At 56.1% G+C, this 22,490-nt stretch carries 19 protein-coding genes and 1 pseudogene; 14 read left to right on the forward strand and 6 right to left on the reverse strand.

Annotated elements, in window-relative coordinates:
• Positions 1 to 34: 34 nt before the first annotated feature.
• Positions 35 to 1,093: a lytic murein transglycosylase B gene (gene mltB / locus QV747_RS05780; RefSeq protein WP_273430304.1), complete on the forward strand. Its 1,059-nt coding sequence runs from the start codon at positions 35 to 37 to the stop codon at positions 1,091 to 1,093.
• 682 nt (positions 1,094 to 1,775) lie between these two features.
• On the opposite strand, the gene QV747_RS05785 is transcribed toward mltB, so the two are convergent.
• Positions 1,776 to 2,624: a GyrI-like domain-containing protein gene (locus QV747_RS05785; protein WP_273430306.1), complete on the reverse strand. Its 849-nt coding sequence runs from the start codon at positions 2,622 to 2,624 to the stop codon at positions 1,776 to 1,778.
• Between the two features lie 105 nt (positions 2,625 to 2,729).
• Entirely contained in the window at positions 2,730 to 4,673 is a 1,944-nt protein-coding gene (uvrC, locus tag QV747_RS05790; RefSeq protein WP_273430308.1) for an excinuclease ABC subunit UvrC, read from the reverse strand.
• 225 nt (positions 4,674 to 4,898) lie between these two features.
• Between uvrC and QV747_RS05795 the strand changes: the two genes are divergently transcribed.
• Positions 4,899 to 6,254 (forward strand): sodium-dependent transporter, encoded by a 1,356-nt coding sequence (locus QV747_RS05795; protein WP_273430309.1) that lies wholly within the window; start codon positions 4,899 to 4,901, stop codon positions 6,252 to 6,254.
• 139 nt (positions 6,255 to 6,393) lie between these two features.
• Here QV747_RS05795 and QV747_RS05800 read toward each other — a convergent pair whose 3' ends face one another.
• Positions 6,394 to 6,945, reverse strand: coding sequence for a hypothetical protein (locus QV747_RS05800; RefSeq protein ID WP_156129090.1), 552 nt, complete (start codon positions 6,943 to 6,945; stop codon positions 6,394 to 6,396).
• A 93-nt stretch (positions 6,946 to 7,038) separates the two neighbouring features.
• Entirely contained in the window at positions 7,039 to 7,431 is a 393-nt protein-coding gene (locus tag QV747_RS05805) for a YchJ family protein (protein ID WP_273430312.1), read from the reverse strand.
• A gap of 57 nt (positions 7,432 to 7,488) precedes the next feature.
• On the opposite strand from QV747_RS05805, the gene QV747_RS05810 reads away from it, so the two are divergent.
• The 4 genes and pseudogenes from QV747_RS05810 to QV747_RS16610 form a co-directional block, all read left to right on the forward strand.
• Complete coding sequence (locus QV747_RS05810; protein WP_273430314.1) at positions 7,489 to 8,157, forward strand: HAD family phosphatase; 669 nt, start codon at positions 7,489 to 7,491, stop codon at positions 8,155 to 8,157.
• Positions 8,158 to 8,289: 132 nt separating this feature from the next.
• Positions 8,290 to 9,762 (forward strand): inorganic phosphate transporter, encoded by a 1,473-nt coding sequence (locus tag QV747_RS05815; protein WP_047396624.1) that lies wholly within the window; start codon positions 8,290 to 8,292, stop codon positions 9,760 to 9,762.
• Between the two features lie 121 nt (positions 9,763 to 9,883).
• Entirely contained in the window at positions 9,884 to 10,222 is a 339-nt protein-coding gene (locus tag QV747_RS05820) for a hypothetical protein (RefSeq protein WP_273430317.1), read from the forward strand.
• 106 nt (positions 10,223 to 10,328) lie between these two features.
• A pseudogene (locus tag QV747_RS16610) lies at positions 10,329 to 10,469 on the forward strand (DUF454 family protein); the annotation flags it as partial.
• Positions 10,470 to 10,684: 215 nt separating this feature from the next.
• Here QV747_RS16610 and QV747_RS05825 read toward each other — a convergent pair.
• Both QV747_RS05825 and ppsA read right to left on the reverse strand, forming a co-directional pair.
• Complete coding sequence (locus QV747_RS05825) at positions 10,685 to 11,158, reverse strand: hypothetical protein (protein ID WP_273430319.1); 474 nt, start codon at positions 11,156 to 11,158, stop codon at positions 10,685 to 10,687.
• Positions 11,159 to 11,774: 616 nt separating this feature from the next.
• On the reverse strand, positions 11,775 to 14,147 hold the full coding sequence (gene ppsA / locus QV747_RS05830; protein ID WP_273430321.1) for a phosphoenolpyruvate synthase: 2,373 nt from the start codon (positions 14,145 to 14,147) through the stop codon (positions 11,775 to 11,777).
• Positions 14,148 to 14,316: 169 nt separating this feature from the next.
• Here ppsA and QV747_RS05835 point away from each other — a divergent pair, with 169 nt between their 5' ends.
• From QV747_RS05835 to QV747_RS05870, 8 genes are all read left to right on the forward strand, one after another.
• A complete protein-coding gene (locus QV747_RS05835; RefSeq protein ID WP_028450748.1) occupies positions 14,317 to 15,135 on the forward strand; it encodes a pyruvate, water dikinase regulatory protein in 819 nt (272 codons plus the stop codon).
• Between the two features lie 161 nt (positions 15,136 to 15,296).
• The gene (gene minC / locus QV747_RS05840; RefSeq protein ID WP_273430324.1) at positions 15,297 to 16,040 is read left to right on the forward strand and encodes a septum site-determining protein MinC; all 744 of its coding nucleotides are present in this window, start codon (positions 15,297 to 15,299) and stop codon (positions 16,038 to 16,040) included.
• A 38-nt stretch (positions 16,041 to 16,078) separates the two neighbouring features.
• A complete protein-coding gene (gene minD / locus QV747_RS05845) occupies positions 16,079 to 16,888 on the forward strand; it encodes a septum site-determining protein MinD (RefSeq protein WP_273430326.1) in 810 nt (269 codons plus the stop codon).
• Positions 16,889 to 16,891: 3 nt separating this feature from the next.
• Positions 16,892 to 17,155, forward strand: coding sequence for a cell division topological specificity factor MinE (gene minE, locus QV747_RS05850; protein WP_028450751.1), 264 nt, complete (start codon positions 16,892 to 16,894; stop codon positions 17,153 to 17,155).
• A 127-nt stretch (positions 17,156 to 17,282) separates the two neighbouring features.
• Positions 17,283 to 18,596 (forward strand): chloride channel protein, encoded by a 1,314-nt coding sequence (locus tag QV747_RS05855; protein WP_273430329.1) that lies wholly within the window; start codon positions 17,283 to 17,285, stop codon positions 18,594 to 18,596.
• Between the two features lie 87 nt (positions 18,597 to 18,683).
• On the forward strand, positions 18,684 to 19,493 hold the full coding sequence (gene map, locus QV747_RS05860) for a type I methionyl aminopeptidase (protein ID WP_273430331.1): 810 nt from the start codon (positions 18,684 to 18,686) through the stop codon (positions 19,491 to 19,493).
• Between the two features lie 67 nt (positions 19,494 to 19,560).
• The gene (locus QV747_RS05865; protein ID WP_273430334.1) at positions 19,561 to 19,911 is read left to right on the forward strand and encodes a SemiSWEET family sugar transporter; all 351 of its coding nucleotides are present in this window, start codon (positions 19,561 to 19,563) and stop codon (positions 19,909 to 19,911) included.
• A gap of 2 nt (positions 19,912 to 19,913) precedes the next feature.
• Positions 19,914 to 22,487 (forward strand): [protein-PII] uridylyltransferase, encoded by a 2,574-nt coding sequence (locus tag QV747_RS05870; RefSeq protein WP_273430336.1) that lies wholly within the window; start codon positions 19,914 to 19,916, stop codon positions 22,485 to 22,487.
• Positions 22,488 to 22,490 lie beyond the last annotated feature (3 nt).

Consider the following 22,490-nt stretch of genomic DNA (forward strand, 5'->3'; position numbering starts at 1 on the left):
CGGCGCCCGCGGCGCCACTAACCAAGAATTGCTCATGTCTTTCCTTCGCACCGCCCTTGCCAGCCTGCTGCTGGCCACCCTGCCGTATGCCAGCGCCGATGATGAGCTGGTCACCCGCCCCGATGTGCAAGATTACATCCAGCAAACCGCCCAACAGCATGGCTTTAGCCCCGATGAGCTGGCCGGCTGGCTGCAGCAGGTGGAGCTCAAACCCAATATCCTGGCGATTTTGGACAAGCCCTCCACCAGCCGCCCCTGGCATGAATTTGAAGCCAATTTTGTGAATAAAACTCGCATCAACAATGGCGCGCGCTTCTGGCGCGAGAATGCCATCCTGATCGGCGATGTGAGCCGCAAATATCAAGTGGCCCCGGAAGTCTTGCTGGCGATTTTGGGCGCCGAAACCAATTACGGCCGCTACACCGGCTCGTTCCGCGTGGCCGATGCGCTCGCCACCATCGCGTTTAATTACCCGCGCCGGGCCGAGTATTTCCGCGGCGAGCTCACCCAGCTATTTTTGCTGGCGCGTGAAGAAAAAGAAGACCCGCTGAGCTTTAAAGGCAGCTACGCCGGCGCCATGGGCTGGCCGCAGTTTATGCCCTCTTCGTTTCGCAAATGGGCGCAAGATTGGGACAAAGACGGCCACCACGATATCTGGAACAACCCGGGCGATGCGCTGGCCAGCGTGGCCAATTACTTAAATCAGCATGGCTGGCAAGATCGCGGCGATACGCTGGTGGCGGTGAATTTTAACGGCGACCCCAGCCAGCTGGTGGCCGATAAATTTAATCTGCACTACACGGTGGATGAGCTGATCGCCAAAGGCGTGGCGCCGATCGATGAGATCAACACCAAGCAGCAAGCGGTGTTGTTTACGCTGGAAACCGAGCCGGGCTTTACCCAGCATTTTCTCGGCTTTAATAATTTTTACGTGATCACCCGCTACAACAAGAGCACGCTCTACGCCACCGCGGTACTCAAGCTCGCCGACGCGATCAAAGCCGCCTATGTGAATGGCGATGATCTGGTCAAAGCCACCCCAGCCCCCACGCCGGCCAAAAAACCCGCCAAAGCCGGCGCGCGCAAGAAGTAAACCAAGGGCATCGCCCTGTAAGGCTTAGCTGAAAAAGCCTGCAGGGCCATACCCCACTAGCGCAGCCAGCGCTAAGCCTGCCAGCTGTACGCCAGCGCGGGCAATACTCAGTGCCACCCAAACCCATAGCCTCATCGCCACTCAGGCACTGCGCCCTGCGCCACGGATTGGGGTGTATTCCGATGGGGCTAGCAGCGGCGCTGCGTGCCAGTGTCGCGCAGCTTCCGCCAAAATTTCCTTCGACCACAACAGGTTGTGGCTAAAAAGCTTGCCAAGAGCCTCCCGAAAGGCGCTGCTATGCAGGGGTATATTCAGTAAACCAAAGACCAGCAATGCCCTCAGCGCAATACTGCCACCAGTATTTATCGCACTGGTAAAGTTGGGGGTGGATTCCCCTTCAGCGGCGCCGAGCGAGGAACAGGCGGGGCGGGGTTTCGGCGAGCACTGTTCGAAGGCCGCAGGCCAAGTCGCGCAGCCGCCGCCTCGACTGTCCACAACGAGGGCACGGGCGCAGCCCGCGCTGCTGCGGGGTCGCCTTTCTTTGCTGACTTTCTTTGGCGAAGCAAAGAAAGTCAGTGCCGCGGCGCACAGCCGCCGACCCGTTCTAAACAAGACGCAGCTCTGGTTTGATACTTGCGGCCTAATGTTTTTCCGCAACTACGACGTACAACGCCCTTGTGAACTAATCCGCTAGCGCCAACCAAATTTCAGTACGTAATTCTTTGGGCTCGGTATTGCACGGATCATTTAGATACAACTCAATGCCCGGCAGTGGCAACGGAACTTCACCACTTTGCGGCAACCAAGTTCCAATCAGCCATTGGTACGCTCTATCTAATTCGCTGTAGGCTCCACGGTGTTCGATGACCGCATAACGCCCCGCGTGAATTTGCGTCTTTTGTAAATCTGCGGGCAGCGTTGCCTCTGCAGTAATTTCGACGCAGGCATCCGAACGTAACTCCTCGCCAACAATACCTTGCTGAACATCAGCAGGGTCATCGTGGTACAAACCAAACCAGCGAGCATTTGATGCCAAAGGCAAATTGGGCGCAGCCAATTCCAGTAAGCTAAACGCCTCGCCAATATTCAAATAAGCACCAATATGTCGCTTCGCAGCCAAGTGTATTGGCTCGGCTACAGTACGTAATTCAATTAGATACATGTCCATCTCCGGAGTGTTATTAAACTGGAGACTCCGCTGTCGGCGATAAACACCTGGTGTTACACCATACGCAGCTGCAAAAGCACGTACAAAAGCCGCATTACTCTGATAGCCCGCACGAAGAGCAACGCGAAGCTGAGTCAATTCGCTGCGCTCCAAATCACGGCCCGCAAAATGCAGTCGCAAACGCTGCTGCGTCGCAGCTACGGTTTCCCCCATCATGTCACGGTAAATCCGGTGAAAATGAAAAGGTGAAAAATGTGCGACTTCGGCCAGCTGTGCAGTCGAAAAATGGCGAGTCGGATCACGCCATAGTAGTTGCACAACCTTCACCAGCCGCCGTGCGTATTCATCAGTTGTTTTGCCCATTCAGCGCCTCCAAGTCTGACTATATTTTGGATGGATTGATTTAGGCTGCTAAGTTATGCCGAATCAATACGCGCTGAGATTGGGCACAGTAATTAAATTAGTCACCTATCCCCGCAACGCCGCATAAATCTTCTCCGCCAACGCCTGATTAATTCCCTCCACCGCCGCCAAATCATCGACACTGGCCGCCTTCACGCCTTGCAGCCCACCAAAGCGGGCCAGCAGTTTTTGCCGCCGCTTGGGGCCGATGCCTTCGATGTCTTCCAGCGTGCTGGCGATGCGCGCTTTGGCGCGACGGGCGCGGTGGCCGGTGATGGCGAAACGGTGTGACTCGTCACGGATTTGTTGTATCAAATGTAGCCCCGGGTGGTCGCGTTTGAGCTGCAATGTTTTGCCCAGGCGCGGGATAATCAGCTGCTCTAAGCCGGCTTTGCGGGTTTCGCCTTTGGCTACGCCAATCACCCATGGCTCGACAAGGCCAATTTCATTAAGGATGTCGAGTGCGACGCCCAGCTGGCCTTTGCCACCATCAATCAAAATCACGTCGGGCATTTTGCCCTCGCCGGCGGCGATTTTGCTGTAGCGGCGCTGCAGCACCTGGCGCATGGCGGCGTAATCGTCGCCCGGCGTGATCGGGGCAAATTCGCTATCGCCCTTGCCCGGGGAAACAGTGGTGGCGATGTTAAAGCGCCGATATTCCTTGGGCTGCATATCTTGCTGATCGTATACCACGCACGAGGCCACGGTGAGCTCGCCCATGGTGTGCGAAATATCAAAACACTCGATGCGCTGGGTTTCTTCCGGCAGGCCCAGCGCTTCGACCAAGGCGGCCAGCCGGCCGGCTTGCGAGGCTTGCAACGATTTGCGCTGCAAAATGGCCAGCTGGGCATTTTTGGCCGCCATTTCCAGCCACACGCGGCGCTCGCCATTGGGGTTGCTATTAATCACCACCCGCCGCCCGCCTTTGCCGGCGCCCATTTGCTCAGAGAGCGAGGCGGCCAGCAGGCTGGCGCCATCGGGCTCGGGGCTGCAGAAAATCAGCGGCGGCACCGTGCGCTCGAGATAATGCTGGGCGATAAAGGCACTGAGGGCCTCGGCGGGCGTGTATTCGTCGGCGTGGCTCGGAAAGAGATTTTTGTCGCCCACATGCCGCCCGCCACGCACCATGGCCAGATTCACGCACAGCACACCCCCCTCTTCCACACAGGCCAGGATGTCGGCGTCGCCATCGCTGCTGTTGCTGGATACAAATTGCTTTTCTTGTACTTTGGCTAGCGCCTGAATCTGATCGCGCACCGCGGCGGCAGCTTCGAATTCCCAATTGGCCGCGAGTGTTTGCATGCGTTCTTCCAGCTGTTGCAGCACTTCATTTTCTTTGCCGGATAAAAACAGCATCGCGTTATTCACGTCGGCACGGTAGGCCTCGGGTGAAATGGCATTCACACACGGCGCGGAGCAGCGCTTAATTTGATGCAGCAAACAGGCGCGCGAGCGGTTGCTAAATACCGAGTCTTCACAGGTGCGCAGCTGAAATACTTTTTGCAGCAGCTGGATGCTCTCTTTCACCACATAGCCATTCGGGAACGGCCCGAAATAGGTGTGACGCTTATCCAACGCGCCGCGATAGTAGGCCAAGCGCGGCGAGGCATGGCCGGTGAGCACCAGATAGGGGTAGCTTTTATCGTCGCGAAACAGAATGTTGTAGCGCGGCGACAGGGCCTTGATGAGGTTATTTTCCAACACCAGTGCTTCGGCTTCCGAGCGCACCACGGTGGTTTCCAGCGCGGCCACCTGATTGAGCATCAGGCGTATCCGCGGGCTGTGATCGTTTTTGATGAAATAGGAGCCCACGCGCTTCTTGAGGCTAATGGCCTTTCCCACATACAGCACCGTACCGTCACTGGCCAGATAGCGATACACACCGGGCAGATCGGGCAGATTTTTTACCTGCAGCAATAGCGCTGCGCGCGCCTCATCGCTGGGCTCGGCGGCAGCTTCGGCCGGCGCGGCTTCAGGCAGCGCGGCAGCCGTGTCGGCAGGCTGGGGCATGGTCGGTTCAGTGGCTTCGGGCACAGCAGTCATAGGTGGGCGCAGCAAAACGTAAGCAATGCACTATTGTACTGAAGTTACCGCGCCGCGCTGCGGCTGCGCCAGATCAAATCCACGGCATTTTGTCCGCCCGCCGGGCGGCGAAACGGGTTTTCCCGAATGGACAGCTTACAAGCCGGATTTGATGATGCGCATACCGACCAAAACAAGCATAAGGGGCAGGCCATGAGCCAGAACCGTGATGGATTTACATCGACCTTTGGCGTACTCGTCGCCACACTGGGCTCAGCCGTCGGCTTGGGCAATATCTGGAAATTTCCATACCTCACCGGCACCAATGGCGGCGCGAGCTTTTTGGTGGTGTATCTGCTGGCCACCTTGCTGGTGGCGCTGCCGGTGATGATGACCGAAATCATGCTCGGCCGTGCTTCGCGCGCCAATGCAGTCACCGCGTTTGAAAAGCTGGCGCCCAAAAATCAGAAATTCTGGACCGTGATCGGCTATATGGGTCTGCTGTCGGCCATTTTGATTCTGGCGTTTTACACCGGCGTAGCAGGCTGGGTGTTTGCGTATATTTTTAAATCGCTGTCGGGCAGCATCCACAGCACCGACCCAGCCACCGCGAAAGCCGCGTTTGATGCCATGGTCTCTAACCCGATGCAGGCCCTGTTCTGGCAGTGGGTGGTCTTGGGCGGCGCGGGCGTGATTATTATGCTGGGCGTATCCAAAGGTATTGAAGCGGTGGCCAAAAAGCTGATGCCGCTGCTGTTCTTGCTGCTGGTTTTGCTCTGTATTCGCAGCCTGACCTTGCCCGGCGCAATGGCCGGGGTGGAATTTTTGTTTGCGCCGGACTTTAGCAAAATCACTGCGCCAGTGGTGCTCACCGCCGTGGGCTTGGCGTTTTTCAAGCTGTCGATCGGTATGGGCACGATGCTGACCTACGGCAGCTATTTCCGCCAAGAGCAGAATATCCCCGCCACCGCCACCCGCGTGATGCTGGCCGATTTGTCGGTATCGATGCTGGCTGGCCTGGCGATTTTCCCAGCGGTGTTTGCTTTTGGCTTTGAGCCATCGGCGGGCCCATCGCTGGTGTTTATGACGATTCCGGCCGTGTTTGCCAGCATGCCGCTGGGCAATGTGTTTATGGCGATCTTCTTTGTGTTGGCGGCAATTGCGGCCACCGGCGCGATCTTGTCGATCTTGGAAGTACCGGTCGCGATGATGAGCGAGCGCTTTGGCTTTAGCCGCAAACTGGCCACGCTGATTTCAGTGGGCATTATTGGTCTGTTTGGCGTGCCGGCGATGCTGTCGTCGTCACTAACGGCCGATTGGAAACTCTTTGGCCTGAATGCGTTTGATCTGTTCGACTTTATTAGCTCGAATATCCTGTTGCCGCTGGGCGGGATTTTGATCTGTTTGTTTGTGGGCTGGGTGTATGGCTTGCCGCAACTGAAAAAACAGCTGAGCAACGAGGGTCAACTGAACAATGGCCTGCTGATCAACGCGGTATTTGTGCTGGTGCGCTATGTAACGCCGATTATCATCACCGTGATTATGCTGCGCGGCTTGGGGCTGTTCTGATACCCGGATGGGTATTGATCTGCAGGCTCTGAAATAGATTAATTACAGAGCAATACCCCACTGCCATACATAATAAAAAACGGCCTACGGGCCGTTTTTTATTTGTGCAGCATTGGCTGGCGCCAAATCGGCCGCCGACTTATTGCGTGTCGTTGCCCCAAATCGTGGCCGAAGCACGCACCAGCACCACAATCTGATCGCCCACCGCCGCTTTGTTCAGGTATTCCTGATTTTGCACCGGAATATCCACGATTTTGCCTTCCGGGTTCTTCGCCCGCACCACGCCGTTGGTTTTGTCGATGGCGATGATGTCGTTGTAAGTAGCGCGGGTTTTCAGCACTCCGGCGCCATTGGGCAGCACGTCTTCCGCTTCGCTCAGCTCAATACGGCGCACGCCAGCCGTGCCTTTGCTCAATGAAATGGCCAGCGATTCACCCGCCGCCACCATCACTTTGTCACCCACGGCGAGGTTTTCAAAACGGCTGATGCGGGGATCAACATTGCTGAAATTCAGTTGTTGGCCATCGGCCAGATTCAGTGTGACATTGCGATTGCGCAGATCAACGGCCGACACCGTAGCTTCGACGCGATTGCGCACGCCTTCGCTCAGCAGCAGTTCTTGCTCGGCGGCCACGGCCGCACCTTGCCACAACGCAGCCAACAGGCTCAGGGCCAGAATGGAAGTTTTCATCATGCTCACCTTGGATCAGTTGATATTATTTATCCGCTGATCAGAACGTCAGCGTTACTGCATCCTAACATGAGGCGTCAGAAGAAAAACACCTTATTCGGCAATATCACCATCCAGATAAAACCAACGCCCTTCTTCGCGCACAAAGCGGCTGTGCTCAGCCAGCTTGTAGGCCCGGCCACCGACTTTATAGCGGGCCAAAAACGACACCGTGCCATGGTCGCCATCGCTGGCCGCATGATGCACGGTGAGCCCCAGCCATTTCACTTTGGGCTCTTCCTGCAAATCCAGGCGCTCGGGCCGGGTGCTGGCATGCCAGCTGGCCAGTAGATAATCTTCTAGCCCCATGACATAGGCGCTATAGCGCGAGCGCATTAAGGTTTCGGGAGATGGCGGCACAGCGCCAGCATGATAGGGCGCGCAACATTGATTGTAGCTGGGCCCACCACATGGGCAGCTCGCTGCAGGGGCAGAAGAATTGGCCATACGGGCGGTAGATTAGGTAGACTTTGCTATTGTTTTCGATATTTGATGATTGCGCAAATGAAACACCCCCAGATTGTGGCGGCCATTTTTGATATGGATGGTCTTTTGCTGGATTCCGAGCGGATGGCCCTGAGCTGCTGGCATGACGCCGCCCGCGAGCTTGGGCATGAGATTGATCCGGCCGTACCGCTGGGCATGGTGGGCATGCATTCATCCAAAACCCTCGCCTATCTGCGCGAACAGCTAGGGGATGATTTCCCGTGTGAGCGCTTGCGCGAGCGCACGCACGAAATCTACCTCACGCGCAGCGAAGCCGGCATCGCCCTGCGCCCGGGCGTGTTGGCACTATTTGACTGGCTGGAAGCGCACGACATCCGCAAGGCAGTGGCTACCTCAACGCGCCGCAGCATTGCCGAGCATCATCTGCATAAAGCGCAGCTGTGGCACCGGATTGAATTTGCCGTCTGCGGCGATGAAGTCAGCCAGCCTAAACCCGCCCCGGAGATCTATCAGAAAGCCATCGCCCAGCTGGGTGTGAACGCGGCGCAATGCGTGGTGTTTGAAGATTCCAACTTTGGCGTGCAAGCCGGGCATAGTGCCGGTTGTCGGGTGATCATGGTGCCAGACTTACGTGATCCACTAGAACATGTGAAAGCCCTTGGCATCGAAATCGTCTCCTCATTAGATGCAGCGCAAACTTTATTGAATTCTGAAATAAAAGCTTAAAACTCAAGGTAGAATACGCGCCATCGGGCGTCTGCCCACCACCATGTGCTGTATGCGTCACCCGCGCGGCTTGCGATCGGCTTGGCCTGATGCAAACCGTGGGGGACGCTTTATCTTTTTTATGAGTCACTTATGTTAGACATCTTCTCGGGCATGCCCTTCGGGGCCGCCGCCATGCTCGCTCTTGCCCTGTTTTTTGTGTTGGCCTACGAGTTTATCAACGGCTTTCACGATACCGCCAATGCCGTCGCCACCGTGATTTACACCAAAGCCATGCCCGCCCATCTGGCGGTGATCGGCTCGGGGATTTTCAACTTTCTGGGGGTGATGCTGGGTGGCTTGGGCGTGGCCTATGCCATCGTGCATTTGCTGCCGGTGGATCTGCTCTTGAATGTGGGCGTGGGTCATGGCCTGTATATGGTGTATGCCCTGCTGGCGGCCGCCATTATCTGGAATCTGGGCACCTGGTATTTCGGTATTCCGGCGTCTAGTTCGCACACGCTGATCGGCTCGATCATGGGCGTGGGCATCGCCAATGCGCTGATGAATAATCAATACTGGCTCTCGGGCATCAACACCAAAAAAGCCATTGATATCATGCTCTCGCTGCTGATTTCGCCCACCATCGGTTTTGTGATGGCGGCGATCTTGCTGTTGGCGCTGAAGAAATGGCGCAGCCAGTCGCGCATGCACATGACGCCGGAAGAGCGCAAAACCACCGATGGCAAAAAACACCCCCCATTCTGGACCCGCGCCACGCTGATCGCATCAGCCATGGGCATGAGCTTTGCGCATGGCTCCAATGATGGCCAGAAAGGCATCGGTCTGCTGATGCTGGTATTAATTGGCCTGGCGCCGGCCAAATTTGCGCTGGATATGGATAGCACCACCTATCAAATCGAGCGCACCGTGGATGCCGCCCAGCATATGCAATCGTTCTACGAAAGCAATCGTGAACGCCTGAATGGCAAAATCGACCTCACCCATTCCGCAGAGCACCCGCTGCCAACGCTGTTTAAATGTGAATCGAAAACCACTCTGCCCGCCATCAGCAGCCTGCTGAGCACACTGCAAGGGGTGAAATCGTATAACGATCTGAGTGGCGAAGACCGCCGCAAAGTCCGCCGCATTCTGCTGTGCCTGGATGACACCGCCAAGAAAGCCAGCAAGCTGGATATCCTGAGCAAACAGGAAAAAGCCGATCTGGATAAACTGCGCAAAGACCTGAACGCCACCACCGAATACGCCCCGCAATGGGTGATCGTGGCCGTGGCGCTGGCGCTGGGCTTGGGCACCATGGTGGGCTGGAAGCGCATCGTGCTCACCGTGGGTGAGAAAATCGGTAACAAGGGCATGACCTACGCCCAAGGCAATGCCGCCCAGCTCACCGCTGCCAGCGCGATCGGGATCGCTAGCTGGACGGGCATGCCGGTTTCCACCACGCACATCCTGTCATCCGCCGTAGCCGGCACCATGGTCGCCAACAAGAGCGGTCTACAGGGCGGCACGGTGAAATCGATTCTGATGGCGTGGGTGCTGACCCTGCCGGTGACGATGTTGCTGTCAGGTGGTCTGTTCTGGCTGGCAAGCGTATTGTTCGCCTAAGCGCCACTGGCCGCGACGACGGCAAGCAAGTAAGCCCAACCCCACGCCCGCGCGTGGGGTTTTTTAATGCCGCGCGCACCACGACGCAGTACAATGCAGCCCACTTTGCCGAGCCTCAGCCATGATTGTCCTCACCCTACCCACCAGCCAACCCGACCTAGCCAACTGGCATGTCTTTTTGCTCAGCCAGTGGGCGCAGCTCAGCCCCGCGCTGGATTGCGAAGTGAGCGAATTCGATACCCATGCGCAGTATACGTTCAACGAGCTTGATAAAATTGAGCTAGACGGCGATACCCTACTCATTCACTACCGCACCCATTACCATGTTTACCACCCCTGCCGCGGCATGGATCTGCACGACTCTTGCTCCCGCTTTGTACGCGGCCAACTGATCGGCAATCTCCTGCAACTGGCCATCTACCAAGCGCCAGAAGAACGCTCGACGGCTGATGAACTGTAAATACAATGCAACGCTCCCGCAAACCCTTGCTCATTTTTACCGGACTTTGAACTCTTGCTATGCCTAGCGTAGTGCCACCGGGTTTGTCCCCCTTTTTCAACTACTCGGCACCGCCTGCTTTGCCAAAAGCTCACCAAGGCTACAACTCGGCAATCGCCTGTTTGGCCCCATGATTACCGATTGGAAGCAACACCCCGCGATTTCAAGGCGCGTCAAATGCATCATCATTGGCTGCTGGGTAGCCTGATTGTGGTGGAGATTATTGTTGGAACGTGCGTCTGGCGGATATTAACGCGGCGTTAGTGTTTGTTGATTGTTGTAGGGGTTGAGGTGCACAGTGTTGCGAGCTTTGCTCGATGGGTAGCTATCGACCCAAAGCAGATGTTCATTATTATTTTATCTTCATGGCGGCGTAATTTTGAGTTTCACTCAAAAAACAAAGAAGTCTCTCAGGCTCAGCAATCAAGTGAGGGCTACTTTCTCTCGTCCAACTTTCATCGCACCAGTCGCAGCAATTATATAAATCCCCAAGCCATCTGGAATCGCCAATATTCTCTTTAGTTGCGAATCAAAGGGATTCTTCTTTAGTCTGTTAGGGGTAATGAAAACAATATCAATTTTCTCAACCAATTTGCAAGGCTCTTGAATATTAATTTCGTCATTTGTAAATTTTAAACGTGCCTTTTTGAAAGAATTAATAGCATAAGGCTTGGCTTCTAAGCTCTTAGGGTAAAATCCATTTATAGTATGCGCTATGTTAATGAGTATTTCTTTGGCTTTATTCTTTTCCGGATTTGAATAGAGTTCCCATACGTCTGTGTGTATGACGCCCAGTTCAAGATTTGCGGAATCAGCCCATGTAGGTAGTTCATTAATAGTGCCAACATCACACCAAAAATCCATTACTAATTGATTTAGTTTAACTCGCAAATCCATGTGCTTACCAAACTGATGTGATGTTTTAAATATGTCTGCTGTTGGCCGATTGCAGCCAATTTCATTTCAACGATTGTAGTGATTTTCAGTGCCTGCGGCACGTTGTTTTTGGTGCACGTTCCGCCGCGCAGACAGGCAGGGAGCTTGGCTTCGCCAAAGCCCCTGCACCCCAAAGGTGACCCGAGGCGAAGTCGGCTCCGCCGTGCCCCCAATCGTCGCGAGCCTAGCTCTCGCTCCTCACTCGGCCTTCGCTTTAACGGGAATTCAAGCCCTAGATCAACCATCGCGGCATATACCCACCATGGCGTGATGCTAGAGGCTATTCATTCTCTAAATCAGCCAGATATACCCGTCGGTTGAGCTTCGCCTTAGGTGCACTTCCTGTAACCGATCTAATGTGTATGCGTGGCCGGCTAAAGCTGACCCTACAATTGAAGCCAATTAGGGCGAAATGTCCGTTTGAGACGCGCCGTTTGAAAAATGGCTACCAGGTTTATCGCCTGCGCCAGCCGGCTGATCCAGCACGATAAAAAGCCCGTCACATGGACGGGCTTTTATACTGCCATGGGTATATTTTGCCAGGCAAAGCTAAATAAAACCCACAGGGCTATACCCCTCAGGCTTTACCACCTTTAGCCAAGAAAAGCCAGGTTTCCACCACGGTATCGGGATTGAGCGAAATCGTTTCAATCCCTTCTTCGACCAGCCACTGCGCAAAATCAGGGTGATCCGATGGGCCTTGGCCGCAGATGCCGACGTATTTGCCGAGCTTGCGGCAGGCTTTGATCGACATGCTGAGCATCGCTTTGACCGCTTCGTTGCGCTCGTCAAAGCTGGCGGATACCGGGCCGCCGGAATCGCGATCGATGCCGAGCGTGAGCTGGGTCATGTCGTTCGAGCCAATCGAGAAGCCATCGAAATACTGCAAGAATTGCTCGGCCAGCACGGCGTTGGCGGGGATTTCGCACATCATAATGATGCGCAGGCCATTTTCGCCGCGCTTGAGGCCATTACGCGCCAACAGATCGATGACACATTCGGCCTCTTTCAGCGTGCGCACAAACGGAATCATCACTTCCACATTGGTCATGCCCATTACATCGCGCACTTTTTTCACGGCGCGGCATTCGAGCTCAAAGCAATCACGGAATGATTTGTCCACGTAACGCGCCGCGCCACGGAAACCAATCATGGGGTTTTCTTCATGCGGCTCGTATTCCGGGCCACCGAGCAAGTTGGCGTATTCGTTGGATTTGAAATCCGACAGCCGCACAATCACTTTTTTCGGGTAGAACGCCGCGCCCAGCGTGGCGATGCCCTCGGCGATTTTATCGATGTAAAAATCGATGGCCGAGCGGTAGCCGGCGATGCGCTCTTCCACTTGGGTTTTCAGTGGCTCAGCCAGATTCGGGTAGGCCAGGAGAGCTTTGGGGTGAATGCCGATCATGCGGTTGATGATGAATTCCAGCCGCGCCAGCCCCACGCCTTCGTTCGGTAGCTGGGCAAAATCGAAAGCAAGCTCCGGGTTGCCGACGTTCATCATCAATTTCACCGGCGCTTGCGGCATGGTGGCCAAGGACACATCCAGTTTTTCGAATTTCAGCAGGCCCGCATACACATTGCCGGTGTCGCCTTCGGCGCACGAGACAGTTACTTCGTCACCTTCGCGCAGGGCTTTGGTGGCGTCGCCACAGCCCACCACGGCTGGAATACCCAGCTCGCGGGCGATAATCGCGGCGTGACAGGTACGGCCACCGCGGTTGGTGACAATCGCAGCCGCGCGTTTCATCACGGGCTCCCAATCCGGGTCGGTCATGTCGGAGACCAGCACATCCCCGGCTTGCACGCGATCCATTTCCGATACATCGCGGATAATGCGCACGCGGCCTTGGCCAATCTTCTGGCCAATGGCGCGGCCTTCGGTCAGCACTGCGCCGGTTTCCAGCATACGGAATTTGGTGAGTTTTTCTGAGCCGCTTTCCTGCGATTTGACGGTTTCTGGGCGGGCTTGCAGGATATACAGCTTGCCATCGATGCCATCACGGCCCCATTCCACATCCATTGGGCGGCCATAATGTTCTTCGATGATTAACGCGTATTGCGCCAATTCCTGGACTTCGTCATCCGAAATGGAGAACTGGCGGCGATCGGCCAGCGGCACATCTACGGTGCGCACCGATTTACCGGCTTTGGATTCGGTGTCGAACTCCATTTTGATGGCTTTGCCACCCAGATGGCGGCGCACAATCGCTGGGCGGCCGGCGCGCAGTGTAGGTTTGTGTACGAAAAATTCATCCGGGTTCACCGCACCCTGCACCACGGTTTCGCCAAGGCCATACGACGCAGTTACGAAAACGACTTGATCGAAACCCGATTCGGTATCAATCGTGAACAACACGCCCGCCGCGCCTTTGTCCGAGCGCACCATGCGCTGAATCCCGGCCGACAGCGCCACGATTTTGTGATCAAAACCTTTGTGCACGCGATAGGCAATGGCGCGGTCGTTATACAGCGATGCAAACACCTGCTTCATCGCATCCACCACGTTTTGGTAGCCAACGATATTCAGGAAAGTTTCTTGCTGACCGGCAAACGAGGCATCAGGCAAGTCTTCAGCCGTGGCGGATGAGCGCACCGCCACGGTGACGTTGTCGCCGAGCTTGGCATAGTGTTCGGCCATTTCTGCTTCCAGCTGCGGTGGCAAGGGCGTAGCCATAATCCAGTCGCGGATTTGCTTGCCGGTTTCGGCCAAGGCTTTGACGTCATCGACATCCAGCGTGGCCAGCGCCGCATCAATGCGCTCAGCCAGCCCTTCGTGGGCCAGAAAGGTGCGATACGCTTCAGCCGTAGTAGCAAAACCGCCAGGAACGCGCACGCCCTTTTCGGTCAGCTGCGAGATCATCTCGCCCAGCGAGGCGTTTTTGCCGCCTACTTGTTCGACATCGCTCATCCGCAGATGTGCAAAATCCACTACGTACTGTTCAGTCATCGTATCGACCCCTTCGTGAGGAAGTTGTTTATTGGTGTGCGTCTTTGTTGCAGCGCAACTTAATGGAGAATAAGTTAAACATAGTTTTTTTTTGACCAAAGTAAGTAATTGTATCTACTGGTTTTCCCCTGATCGTCAGTTTATCCTAGGGAAAAAGGAAGAATATCTTATGCGTCGCACCGCTTTTTTTGTCTCTGGCCGCACCGGGATCACCGTAGAAATCTTGGGCCATTCGCTGCTGTCGCAGTTTGTGGACGTGACCTTTAACCGGATTGTGTTGCCGTTTGTCGATACACTGGAAAAAGCCGAAGAAGTCGCGCTCAAAATCCGCAAACAGGCCCTGATTGATGGCTGCCGGCCGCTGGTATTCAGCACCATCGCCGATCCGAGCATTCGCGCCAAAATCCAAGTACCCGACGCCCAATCCTTTGATTTTTTTGCCCAATTTATTGGCCCACTGGAAGACGAGCTGGGCGTGCAATCGTCGCACACCATCGGCCGCGCACATGAAATCAGCAATTTTGAGGAATATAACAATCGGATCAACGCGGTGAATTTCTCGCTCAATCACGATGATGGCGTGATGCCACGCGATTTGCAGGAAGCTGATTTGATCCTGGTGGGCGTCTCCCGCTCGGGTAAAACGCCCACCTGTTTGTATCTGGCTTTGCAATTTGGGATTAAGGCTGCCAACTATCCGCTGACCCCGGAAGATTTCGGCCAGCACACGCTGCCTAAACTTTTGTTACCGTATCGTAATAAATTGTTTGGCCTCACCATTGACCCCGAGCGCTTACGGCAAATCCGGCAAGAAAGAAAGCCGGAAAGCCGTTATTGTCAGCTCGAAACCTGCCAATTTGAAGTTGCCGAGGCCGAAGCACTGATGCGCCAAGCCAGCGTGCCGTTTCTGAATACCACGCGGATGTCGATCGAAGAATTGGCCACCACCATCATGCACCGCACCGGCCTCACTCGCCGCGCTTATTAAGCCTATCCAACGCAGTAAAACCACATCCCAGCGCCCCGCATGGCCAGATCTGACCGGCGGGGCGTTGTTTTCATTCGCTGACAGGGTTTTACAGCTTCCTAGCGCGAGGTTGAAAAGGTAAACTGCAGGGTTTAATTCCCACCCTTGTCTTTGTGACGCTCATGACCAGTTTCGCCTACCCGGAATCGACGGCCAGCCTGTTTGAATTCAAAAGCTCTACCACCCGTTTGACGGCCTTTGTTCCGGTCACCACCGATTGCGATCAGCTGCAAACAGCCTTGCAAGCACAATTGGGTGGCACCGATCATTTTCTGAGCGGCGAGCAAGTCGTGATCGATTTCAATAGCCTGCCGCAAATCCCCAGCGCGGTTGAAATTGTGGCCATGGTGAATTTGCTGCGGCAATTTGCCCTCGCGCCCATCGCCGTGCAGGGTGGCAATAAAGATCAGCAAGTTGCCGCGCGAGAAGCCGGCCTGGTGGTGCTACTGGATACCGAGCTCACCAGCACCAGCCAACCCGCGCAACATACCCCCCCAGTGCATCAGCCAGAAATCATTACCCCACAAGGCGCTACGATCATTACCCGCCCGGTGCGTACAGGGCAGCAGGTGTACGCCAAGGGCGGCGATCTGATTGTGCTGGCGCTAGTCTCCAACGGCGCCGAAGTCATCGCCGATGGCAATATCCATGTCTATGCCCCACTGCGGGGACGGGCGCTGGCGGGCGCACGTGGCAATACCGAAGCGCGCATTTTCACCACCTGCATGGAAGCCGAGCTGGTTTCAATTGCCGGGGTGTATCGCGCGCTGGATGAAAACCTGCCCGATGCCATTCGCGGCAAACCGAGCCAGATTCTGCTCGATGAGAACAAAATCGTCATCGAAGCTTTAACCAACTTGAACTAAGCGCGAGCTTTCCAACATTTCAACATCAGGGGATCACCGTGACCAAAATCGTCGTAGTAACTTCAGGCAAAGGCGGCGTGGGTAAAACCACCACCAGCGCCAGCTTCGCATCCGGCCTTGCGCTGCGCGGCTTTAAAACCGCTGTGATCGACTTTGACGTGGGCCTGCGTAATCTCGACCTGATCATGGGTTGCGAGCGCCGCGTGGTTTACGATTTCGTCAACGTCATCCAAGGTGAAGCTACGCTGCGCCAGGCGCTGATCAAAGATAAAAACTGCGACAATCTGTTTGTGCTGCCCGCCTCGCAAACTCGCGATAAAGATGCGCTCTCAAAAGAAGGCGTGGAGCGGGTGCTGAACGAGCTTAAACACGACGGCTTTGATTACATCGTGTGCGATAGCCCTGCCGGTATCGAAACCGGCGCGTTTCTGGCGCTGTATTTCGCCGATGAAGCGATTGTAGTGACTAATCCAGAAGTCTCATCTGTGCGCGACTCAGACCGGATTATCGGCATTCTGGATGCCAAATCACGCAAAGCCGAAGAAGGCACCACGGTAAAAACCCACCTGCTGATCACTCGCTACAGCCCGGCGCGCGTGGAATCGGGTGAAATGCTGTCACTGGATGATGTGCAACATCTGCTGCGCATTCCGCTAATCGGGATTATTCCGGAATCTGAAACCGTACTGCAGGCCTCAAATGCTGGTACGCCAGCGATTCACAATGCCGGCACTGATGTATCAGAAGCCTACAAAGACGTGATCGGCCGCTTCCTGGGCGAAGAAAAACCGATGCGCTTTATCGAAGTACCAAAACAGCCGTTCTGGAAACGGTTGTTTGGAGGTTAAGCGATGTCGATTCTGAGTTATTTCTTTGGCGAAAAGAAAAAAACCGCCTCGGTCGCACGTGAGCGCCTGCAGATTATTCTGGCGCATGAGCGCAGTGGCCGCGAAGCACCCAACTACCTGCCACAGCTGCAAAAAGAGCTGGTGGAAGTGATTTCCAAATATGTGGCCATTGATCCGGCCGACATTAAAGTGCAGCTCGATAAAAAAGACGATTTCGAAGTGCTGGAAGTCAATATCGTGCTGCCGGAAACGCGCCGCCCAAGCTAATCCGCAAGGCCCCACTCCGGGGCCTTTTTGCTGCGCGCCGTGCGGCTATCACGCGGCATGGTATTAGGTACTGGACTTCCCTCTAGCTACCGCGCATGCTCATTACTTCACCATCGCCCGTATGCCCATGTCTGTACCTCGCCTTCTGCGCCATTACTGGCTGCGCCTCGGTCATACCGTACAGCAAGCCTCCACCAGTAGCCGCCAAACCGCGCTGCTGTGGCTGGGTGCGGCGCTGGTGGGCCTCGTGGCGGTTTTGCTGGCCAAGGCGGCCGAATATGCTTTTGGGCTCTTTAGCTGGGCACAAGGGCAATGGCGCTTTGCGCCGCTCTTGCTGGTGCCCGCCGGCGGCGTAGCCGCGCTGTGGCTGATGCGCCGGCTCGGCGAAGGCGCGCAAGGCAGCGGCATTCCGCAAACCAAAGCCGCGCTGGAAACCACCCACGCGCCGGAGCGGACATCGCAGCTGTTATCGCTGCGCATCGCGCTGGCCAAATTCATCGGCATTGTGGCGGGCCTTGCCAGCGGCTTTGTGCTGGGGCGCGAAGGCCCCACCGTGCAAATTGGTGCCAGCCTCATGCACAGCCTGCATGGCTTTGCCCGCATCGATACGCCGCTGTTTCGCCGCCAGCTAATTTTGGCCGGCGGCGCGGCCGGGATTGCCGCCGCGTTTAACACCCCGCTGGCCGGGATTGTGTTTGCCTTTGAAGAGCTGGCCCGCTCGGTCGAGGAACAAACCTCGGGCAAATTGCTGGGCGCGGTGATTATCGCCGGCGTGGTGTCGCTGGCCTTACTCGGTGACTATGTGTATTTCGGCCGCATCCATGTGCCGGGCTTTTCGGCCGCGATGTTGCTGCCGATTGTGCTCATCGGCGGGGTAGCGGGCTTGGTGGGCGGGATCTTTAGCTGGACCTGTATCCATGCCCAGCGCTGGCTTCCCGCCAGCGTGCAGCAATGGCGTACACAAGCGCCGTATCGCTTTGTGGCGCTGTGCGGGCTACTGATCGCGCTCTTGGGCTTGCTGGCACCGATTCATGGCAGCGGCGCCGAAATCACCAGCGCCGCCATCAATCAGGGTAGCGCCCTGCCGTGGTATTTCACTCCGCTGAAATGGGCGGGCATGGTGCTCACTTTCCTGACCGGCTTACCCGGCGGGATTTTTGCGCCCTCGCTCTCGCTGGGCGCCGGGGTGGGCAGCTGGTTTGCCCCGCTATTTGCCACCACGCCCCCGGTCAAACTGATGGCGATTGGCATGGTGGGCCTACTGGCCGCCGTGACCCGGGCGCCGCTCACCGCCGCAGTCATCATGATGGAAATGACCGATGGTCACGACATGGTGATTTCCAGTCTCGCGGCCGCCATGCTGGCTAGCGCCGTGGCGCGGCAGTTTAAGGTGAACCTCTATCACGCACTGGCCGATCAGGCCCTGAGCCGCCTACGGTAAAAACCGGCTGTGGGGCGCCGCAGCGCAGTGTTATAATTGCGTAAAAATTGATCGCGGCTGCTGGCCAGCCCACCCACTGAGGATTCCATGAGCATCACCATTAAAACCGCTGAAGAAATCGAAAAAATGCGCGTTGCCGGCCGTCTGGGCGCCGAAGTACTCGATTACATCACCCCATTCGTTGTGCCTGGCGTGACCACGGGCGAGCTCGATCGCCTGTGCCACGAATACATGGTGAATGTGCAAGGCACCATCCCTGCCCCACTCAACTACTGCCCGCCGGGGTATATTCCGTATCCGAAATCGATTTGTACTTCGGTCAATAACGTGATTTGTCATGGTATTCCTAACGACAAACCGCTGAAAAATGGCGATGTGGTTAATCTTGACATCACCGTGATCAAAGACGGCTACCACGGCGACAATAGCCGGATGTTTCTGGTGGGCGATGCGGTACCGGCGCATGCCAAACGCCTGTCGCAAGTGACTTTTGATTGCATGTGGATCGGCATCGAGCAAGTGAAGCCTGGCGCTCGGCTGGGCGATATTGGCGCCGCCATTCAAAAATACGCCGAAAAAGCCGGCTACTCGGTCGTGCGCGAATTCTGTGGCCATGGCATTGGCGCGGTATTTCACGAAGAGCCGCAAGTGCTGCACTATGGCAAAGCCGGCACTGGCCCCGAGCTAAAGCCGGGCATGATTTTCACCATCGAGCCGATGATTAACGCCGGCAAGCGTGAAATCAAACAAATGAACGACGGTTGGACGATTGTGACCAAAGATCGCAGCCTGTCGGCCCAGTGGGAACACACGATTCTGGTGACCGAGACTGGCTACGAAGTGCTGACCGTGTCAGCGGGTACGCCACCACGCCCCGAGAAATACTTGCTTGCTTAATCCAACGCCCTCCGATGAGGGCGTTTTAGCATCACTTAGCCGCCAGTCACTTCCCATCAGGATCTGTATGCCATCGCCCTGGCTCATTCAGTTGGCAAATTTGCTGCAAACCTCTGTGCCCTTTTTATCGCTGTGCGCCTATATCCCGCAGTGGAAAAAGCTCATCAAAACACGTTCATCGAATGATATTTCACTGTCCACTTGGTTGATCTTCATCACTTCAGCCTCGTTTCAGGTCATTTATGCCGTGGTGCAATGGCAAATTCATTCCTATAGCTGGCCTTTGCTGATCTCAACCGTTTCAACCTTGCTGTGCGGGATTTTCACGGTGGGCCTGATTATCCGCTACCGCCACCCCAGCAACATCAATGCGCTCCCGCAAGAGCTGAGCGCTCAAGTCAATCAGTTACGGAGTTAGCCATGCGCTCGGTCACCGCCATCCGCCAAAGCTACGCCAGCAGCAAAACCGAGTTGCAAGCGCGTTTTACAGAACCTGCCAAAACCGCGCCGCTGTTGAGCGAGCTAGCCAGCCTCACCGACCAAACGCTGAGCGAGCTATGGAATCGACATGAGTTTGCTAGCGAGGTATTGCTCGCTGCGGTAGGCGGCTATGGGCGTGGCGAGCTATACCCCTACTCTGACATCGATTTGTTGATTTTACTGCCCGATCAACCCAGCCCGGCGCTGCTGGAAAAACTCGAGATTTTTGTGGGCGAGCTCTGGGATATCGGGCTGGAGGTTGGCCACTCGGTACGCACACTGGCCGATTGCCTGAATGAAGCCGAAAAAGACATCACCGTGCAAACCGCGTTGCTGGAGGCTCGCCTGCTGGTGGGCGATACCGCCCGCTTTAGCCAGTTTCTGGATACCGTGCACCGGCATATCGATCCGAAAGAATTTTTCGACGCCAAGCTGATCGAGCAGCAAGCCCGCTACGGCCGCTTTCAAAACGCCACCTACAAGCTCGAACCCAATATCAAGGAAGCCCCGGGTGGCTTGCGCGATTTGCATCTGATCGGCTGGATTGCCGCCAGCCAGCGGCTGGGCCGCGATTGGCATGCGCTGGCGGCCATGGGCATGCTCACCGACGAAGAAAACCGCAAGCTGTGCGAAGCCGAGCGCGTGCTGCGCACTTATCGCATCGCCCTGCACTGGCGTGCCAAACGGCGGGAAGACCGGATTTTATTTGATTACCAACATCCGCTGGCTAAAGCCTTCGGGCTGGATGATCTGGCCAGCGCCGGGCGGATTACCCAGCGCGCCTCGGAAGCCTTTATGGCCGAATACTATCTGGCTGCGCGGATTGTGACGCAGCTGGTACCGGTGCTGCTACATGCACTGCGGGCGCGGATTTTCTCGCAAATCGGCACCAAGCCATTGCCGATTTGCGCCGATTTTCAGATTCGTGATGGGCTGCTGGAAACCATTGATCCGGATTTATTCACCCGCAAACCCTCCAGCATGCTGGCGCTGTTCCTGCATTTCGAGCAGCGCCGCGAGGCCAGTGATATCGCGCCGGCCACACTGCGGGCGCTGTGGCATGCGCGGCATTTAATCGATGATGATTTTCTGGCCGAAGCCCACAATCGCCAGCTCTTTATCTCACTGTTTCGCGAGCCGCGCGGTCTCACCCGTATTTTGCGGCGCATGAATCAATATGGGGTGTTAGGCCGTTATATCCCCGAGTTTGGCGATATTGTTGGGCGGATGCAGCATGATCTGTTTCATGTGTATACGGTGGATGAACACACGCTGATGGTGCTGCGCAATGTGCGCCGCTTTGCTGTCACCGCCTTTACCCATGAATATCCGCTCTGTTCGCGCTTGCTGGCCGAATTTGAGCGGCCCGAAGTCATCTATCTGGCGGCGCTATTTCACGATATCGGCAAAGGCCGCGGCGGCGATCATTCGCTGCTGGGCGCCGAGATTACCCGCCAGTGGGTGGCGCGCCACCCGCTACCCGAAGCCGACCGCGAGCTGATCGTCTGGCTGGTGACGCACCATCTCACCATGTCTTCAGTCGCGCAAAAACAGGACGTTTACGATCCGGAAGTTATCGCCGAATTTGCCGCGCTGGTGAAAGATCAGCGCCATCTGAATGCGCTGTACCTGCTCACCGTGGCGGATATTCGCGGCACCAGCCCGAAAGTATGGAACGCCTGGAAAGCCAAGCTGCTGGAAGACCTGTTTAAAGGCACGGCCCGCTATCTGAATAGCCAGAACATCACCGCGCACTCCTGGCTCGCCGAGCGGCAGGATGAGGCTTTGCGTCTGCTGCGGCTGTATGGCTTTCGCAGCGATGCGCATCAGCCATTCTGGAAGCTGCTGGATACCGTGTATTTTCTGCGCCAGGATGCCCGCGATATTGCCTGGCACACCCGTGTATTGCTCAACCGCATACATGCCACCGAGCCCACCGTCAAAGCCAAGCTATCCGAGTCGGGCGAAGGCCTGCAGGTGGTGGTGTATACGCTGGATCAGCCCGATCTGTTTGCGCAGATATGCAGCTTTTTCGAGCACGCCGGCTACAGTATTTTTGATGCACACATCCACACCACCACGCATGGCTATGCGCTGGATACCTTCTACGTGTTTATCCCCGATAGCCGCCATGCCTCGTATCGCGATCTGATCAATTACGTGGAATTCGAGCTGGCGCAGCGCATCGCCAAAAAACTGCCACTCCCCGCCGCACCCAGCGCGCGGCTATCGCGCCAGCAAAAGCATTTTCCAGTGAAGCCACATGTGCAGATTCGCGCCGACGAAAAAGGCAAATTTCATATTCTGTCGGTGGCGGCTGGCGATCGGCCCGGGCTGTTATCCACCATTGCGCGGATTTTGGCCGCCAAGCGGATCGAGATACAGTCAGCCAAGATCATGACCTTGGGCGAACGCGCGGAAGATCATTTTCTGATTACTGGCAGCGTACTCAACGACGAGCGCGCCTTGCTACAGCTGGAAAACGATCTGCTGCAAGCGCTCAGCCCGAATTAACAA

Origin of the sequence: uncultured Chitinibacter sp., from assembly GCF_945957625.1 — a bacterium.
GTDB lineage: Bacteria > Pseudomonadota > Gammaproteobacteria > Burkholderiales > Chitinibacteraceae > Chitinibacter > Chitinibacter tainanensis.

Excerpts from the sequence above, each read along its gene's own strand:
- QV747_RS05815 (WP_047396624.1), top strand. The coding sequence starts at position 8,290 with ATGTTAGACATCTTCTCGGGCATGCCCTTCGGGGCCGCCGCCATGCTC.
- QV747_RS05825 (WP_273430319.1), bottom strand. The coding sequence starts at position 11,158 with ATGGATTTGCGAGTTAAACTAAATCAATTAGTAATGGATTTTTGGTGT.
- QV747_RS05820 (WP_273430317.1), top strand. The coding sequence starts at position 9,884 with ATGATTGTCCTCACCCTACCCACCAGCCAACCCGACCTAGCCAACTGG.
- mltB (WP_273430304.1), top strand. The coding sequence starts at position 35 with ATGTCTTTCCTTCGCACCGCCCTTGCCAGCCTGCTGCTGGCCACCCTG.
- QV747_RS05805 (WP_273430312.1), bottom strand. The coding sequence starts at position 7,431 with ATGGCCAATTCTTCTGCCCCTGCAGCGAGCTGCCCATGTGGTGGGCCC.
- map (WP_273430331.1), top strand. The coding sequence starts at position 18,684 with ATGAGCATCACCATTAAAACCGCTGAAGAAATCGAAAAAATGCGCGTT.
- minE (WP_028450751.1), top strand. The coding sequence starts at position 16,892 with ATGTCGATTCTGAGTTATTTCTTTGGCGAAAAGAAAAAAACCGCCTCG.
- QV747_RS05855 (WP_273430329.1), top strand. The coding sequence starts at position 17,283 with ATGTCTGTACCTCGCCTTCTGCGCCATTACTGGCTGCGCCTCGGTCAT.
- QV747_RS05810 (WP_273430314.1), top strand. The coding sequence starts at position 7,489 with ATGAAACACCCCCAGATTGTGGCGGCCATTTTTGATATGGATGGTCTT.
- minC (WP_273430324.1), top strand. The coding sequence starts at position 15,297 with ATGACCAGTTTCGCCTACCCGGAATCGACGGCCAGCCTGTTTGAATTC.
- QV747_RS05865 (WP_273430334.1), top strand. The coding sequence starts at position 19,561 with ATGCCATCGCCCTGGCTCATTCAGTTGGCAAATTTGCTGCAAACCTCT.
- QV747_RS05795 (WP_273430309.1), top strand. The coding sequence starts at position 4,899 with ATGAGCCAGAACCGTGATGGATTTACATCGACCTTTGGCGTACTCGTC.
- QV747_RS05800 (WP_156129090.1), bottom strand. The coding sequence starts at position 6,945 with ATGAAAACTTCCATTCTGGCCCTGAGCCTGTTGGCTGCGTTGTGGCAA.
- uvrC (WP_273430308.1), bottom strand. The coding sequence starts at position 4,673 with ATGCCCCAGCCTGCCGACACGGCTGCCGCGCTGCCTGAAGCCGCGCCG.
- QV747_RS05835 (WP_028450748.1), top strand. The coding sequence starts at position 14,317 with ATGCGTCGCACCGCTTTTTTTGTCTCTGGCCGCACCGGGATCACCGTA.
- ppsA (WP_273430321.1), bottom strand. The coding sequence starts at position 14,147 with ATGACTGAACAGTACGTAGTGGATTTTGCACATCTGCGGATGAGCGAT.
- QV747_RS05870 (WP_273430336.1), top strand. The coding sequence starts at position 19,914 with ATGCGCTCGGTCACCGCCATCCGCCAAAGCTACGCCAGCAGCAAAACC.
- QV747_RS05785 (WP_273430306.1), bottom strand. The coding sequence starts at position 2,624 with ATGGGCAAAACAACTGATGAATACGCACGGCGGCTGGTGAAGGTTGTG.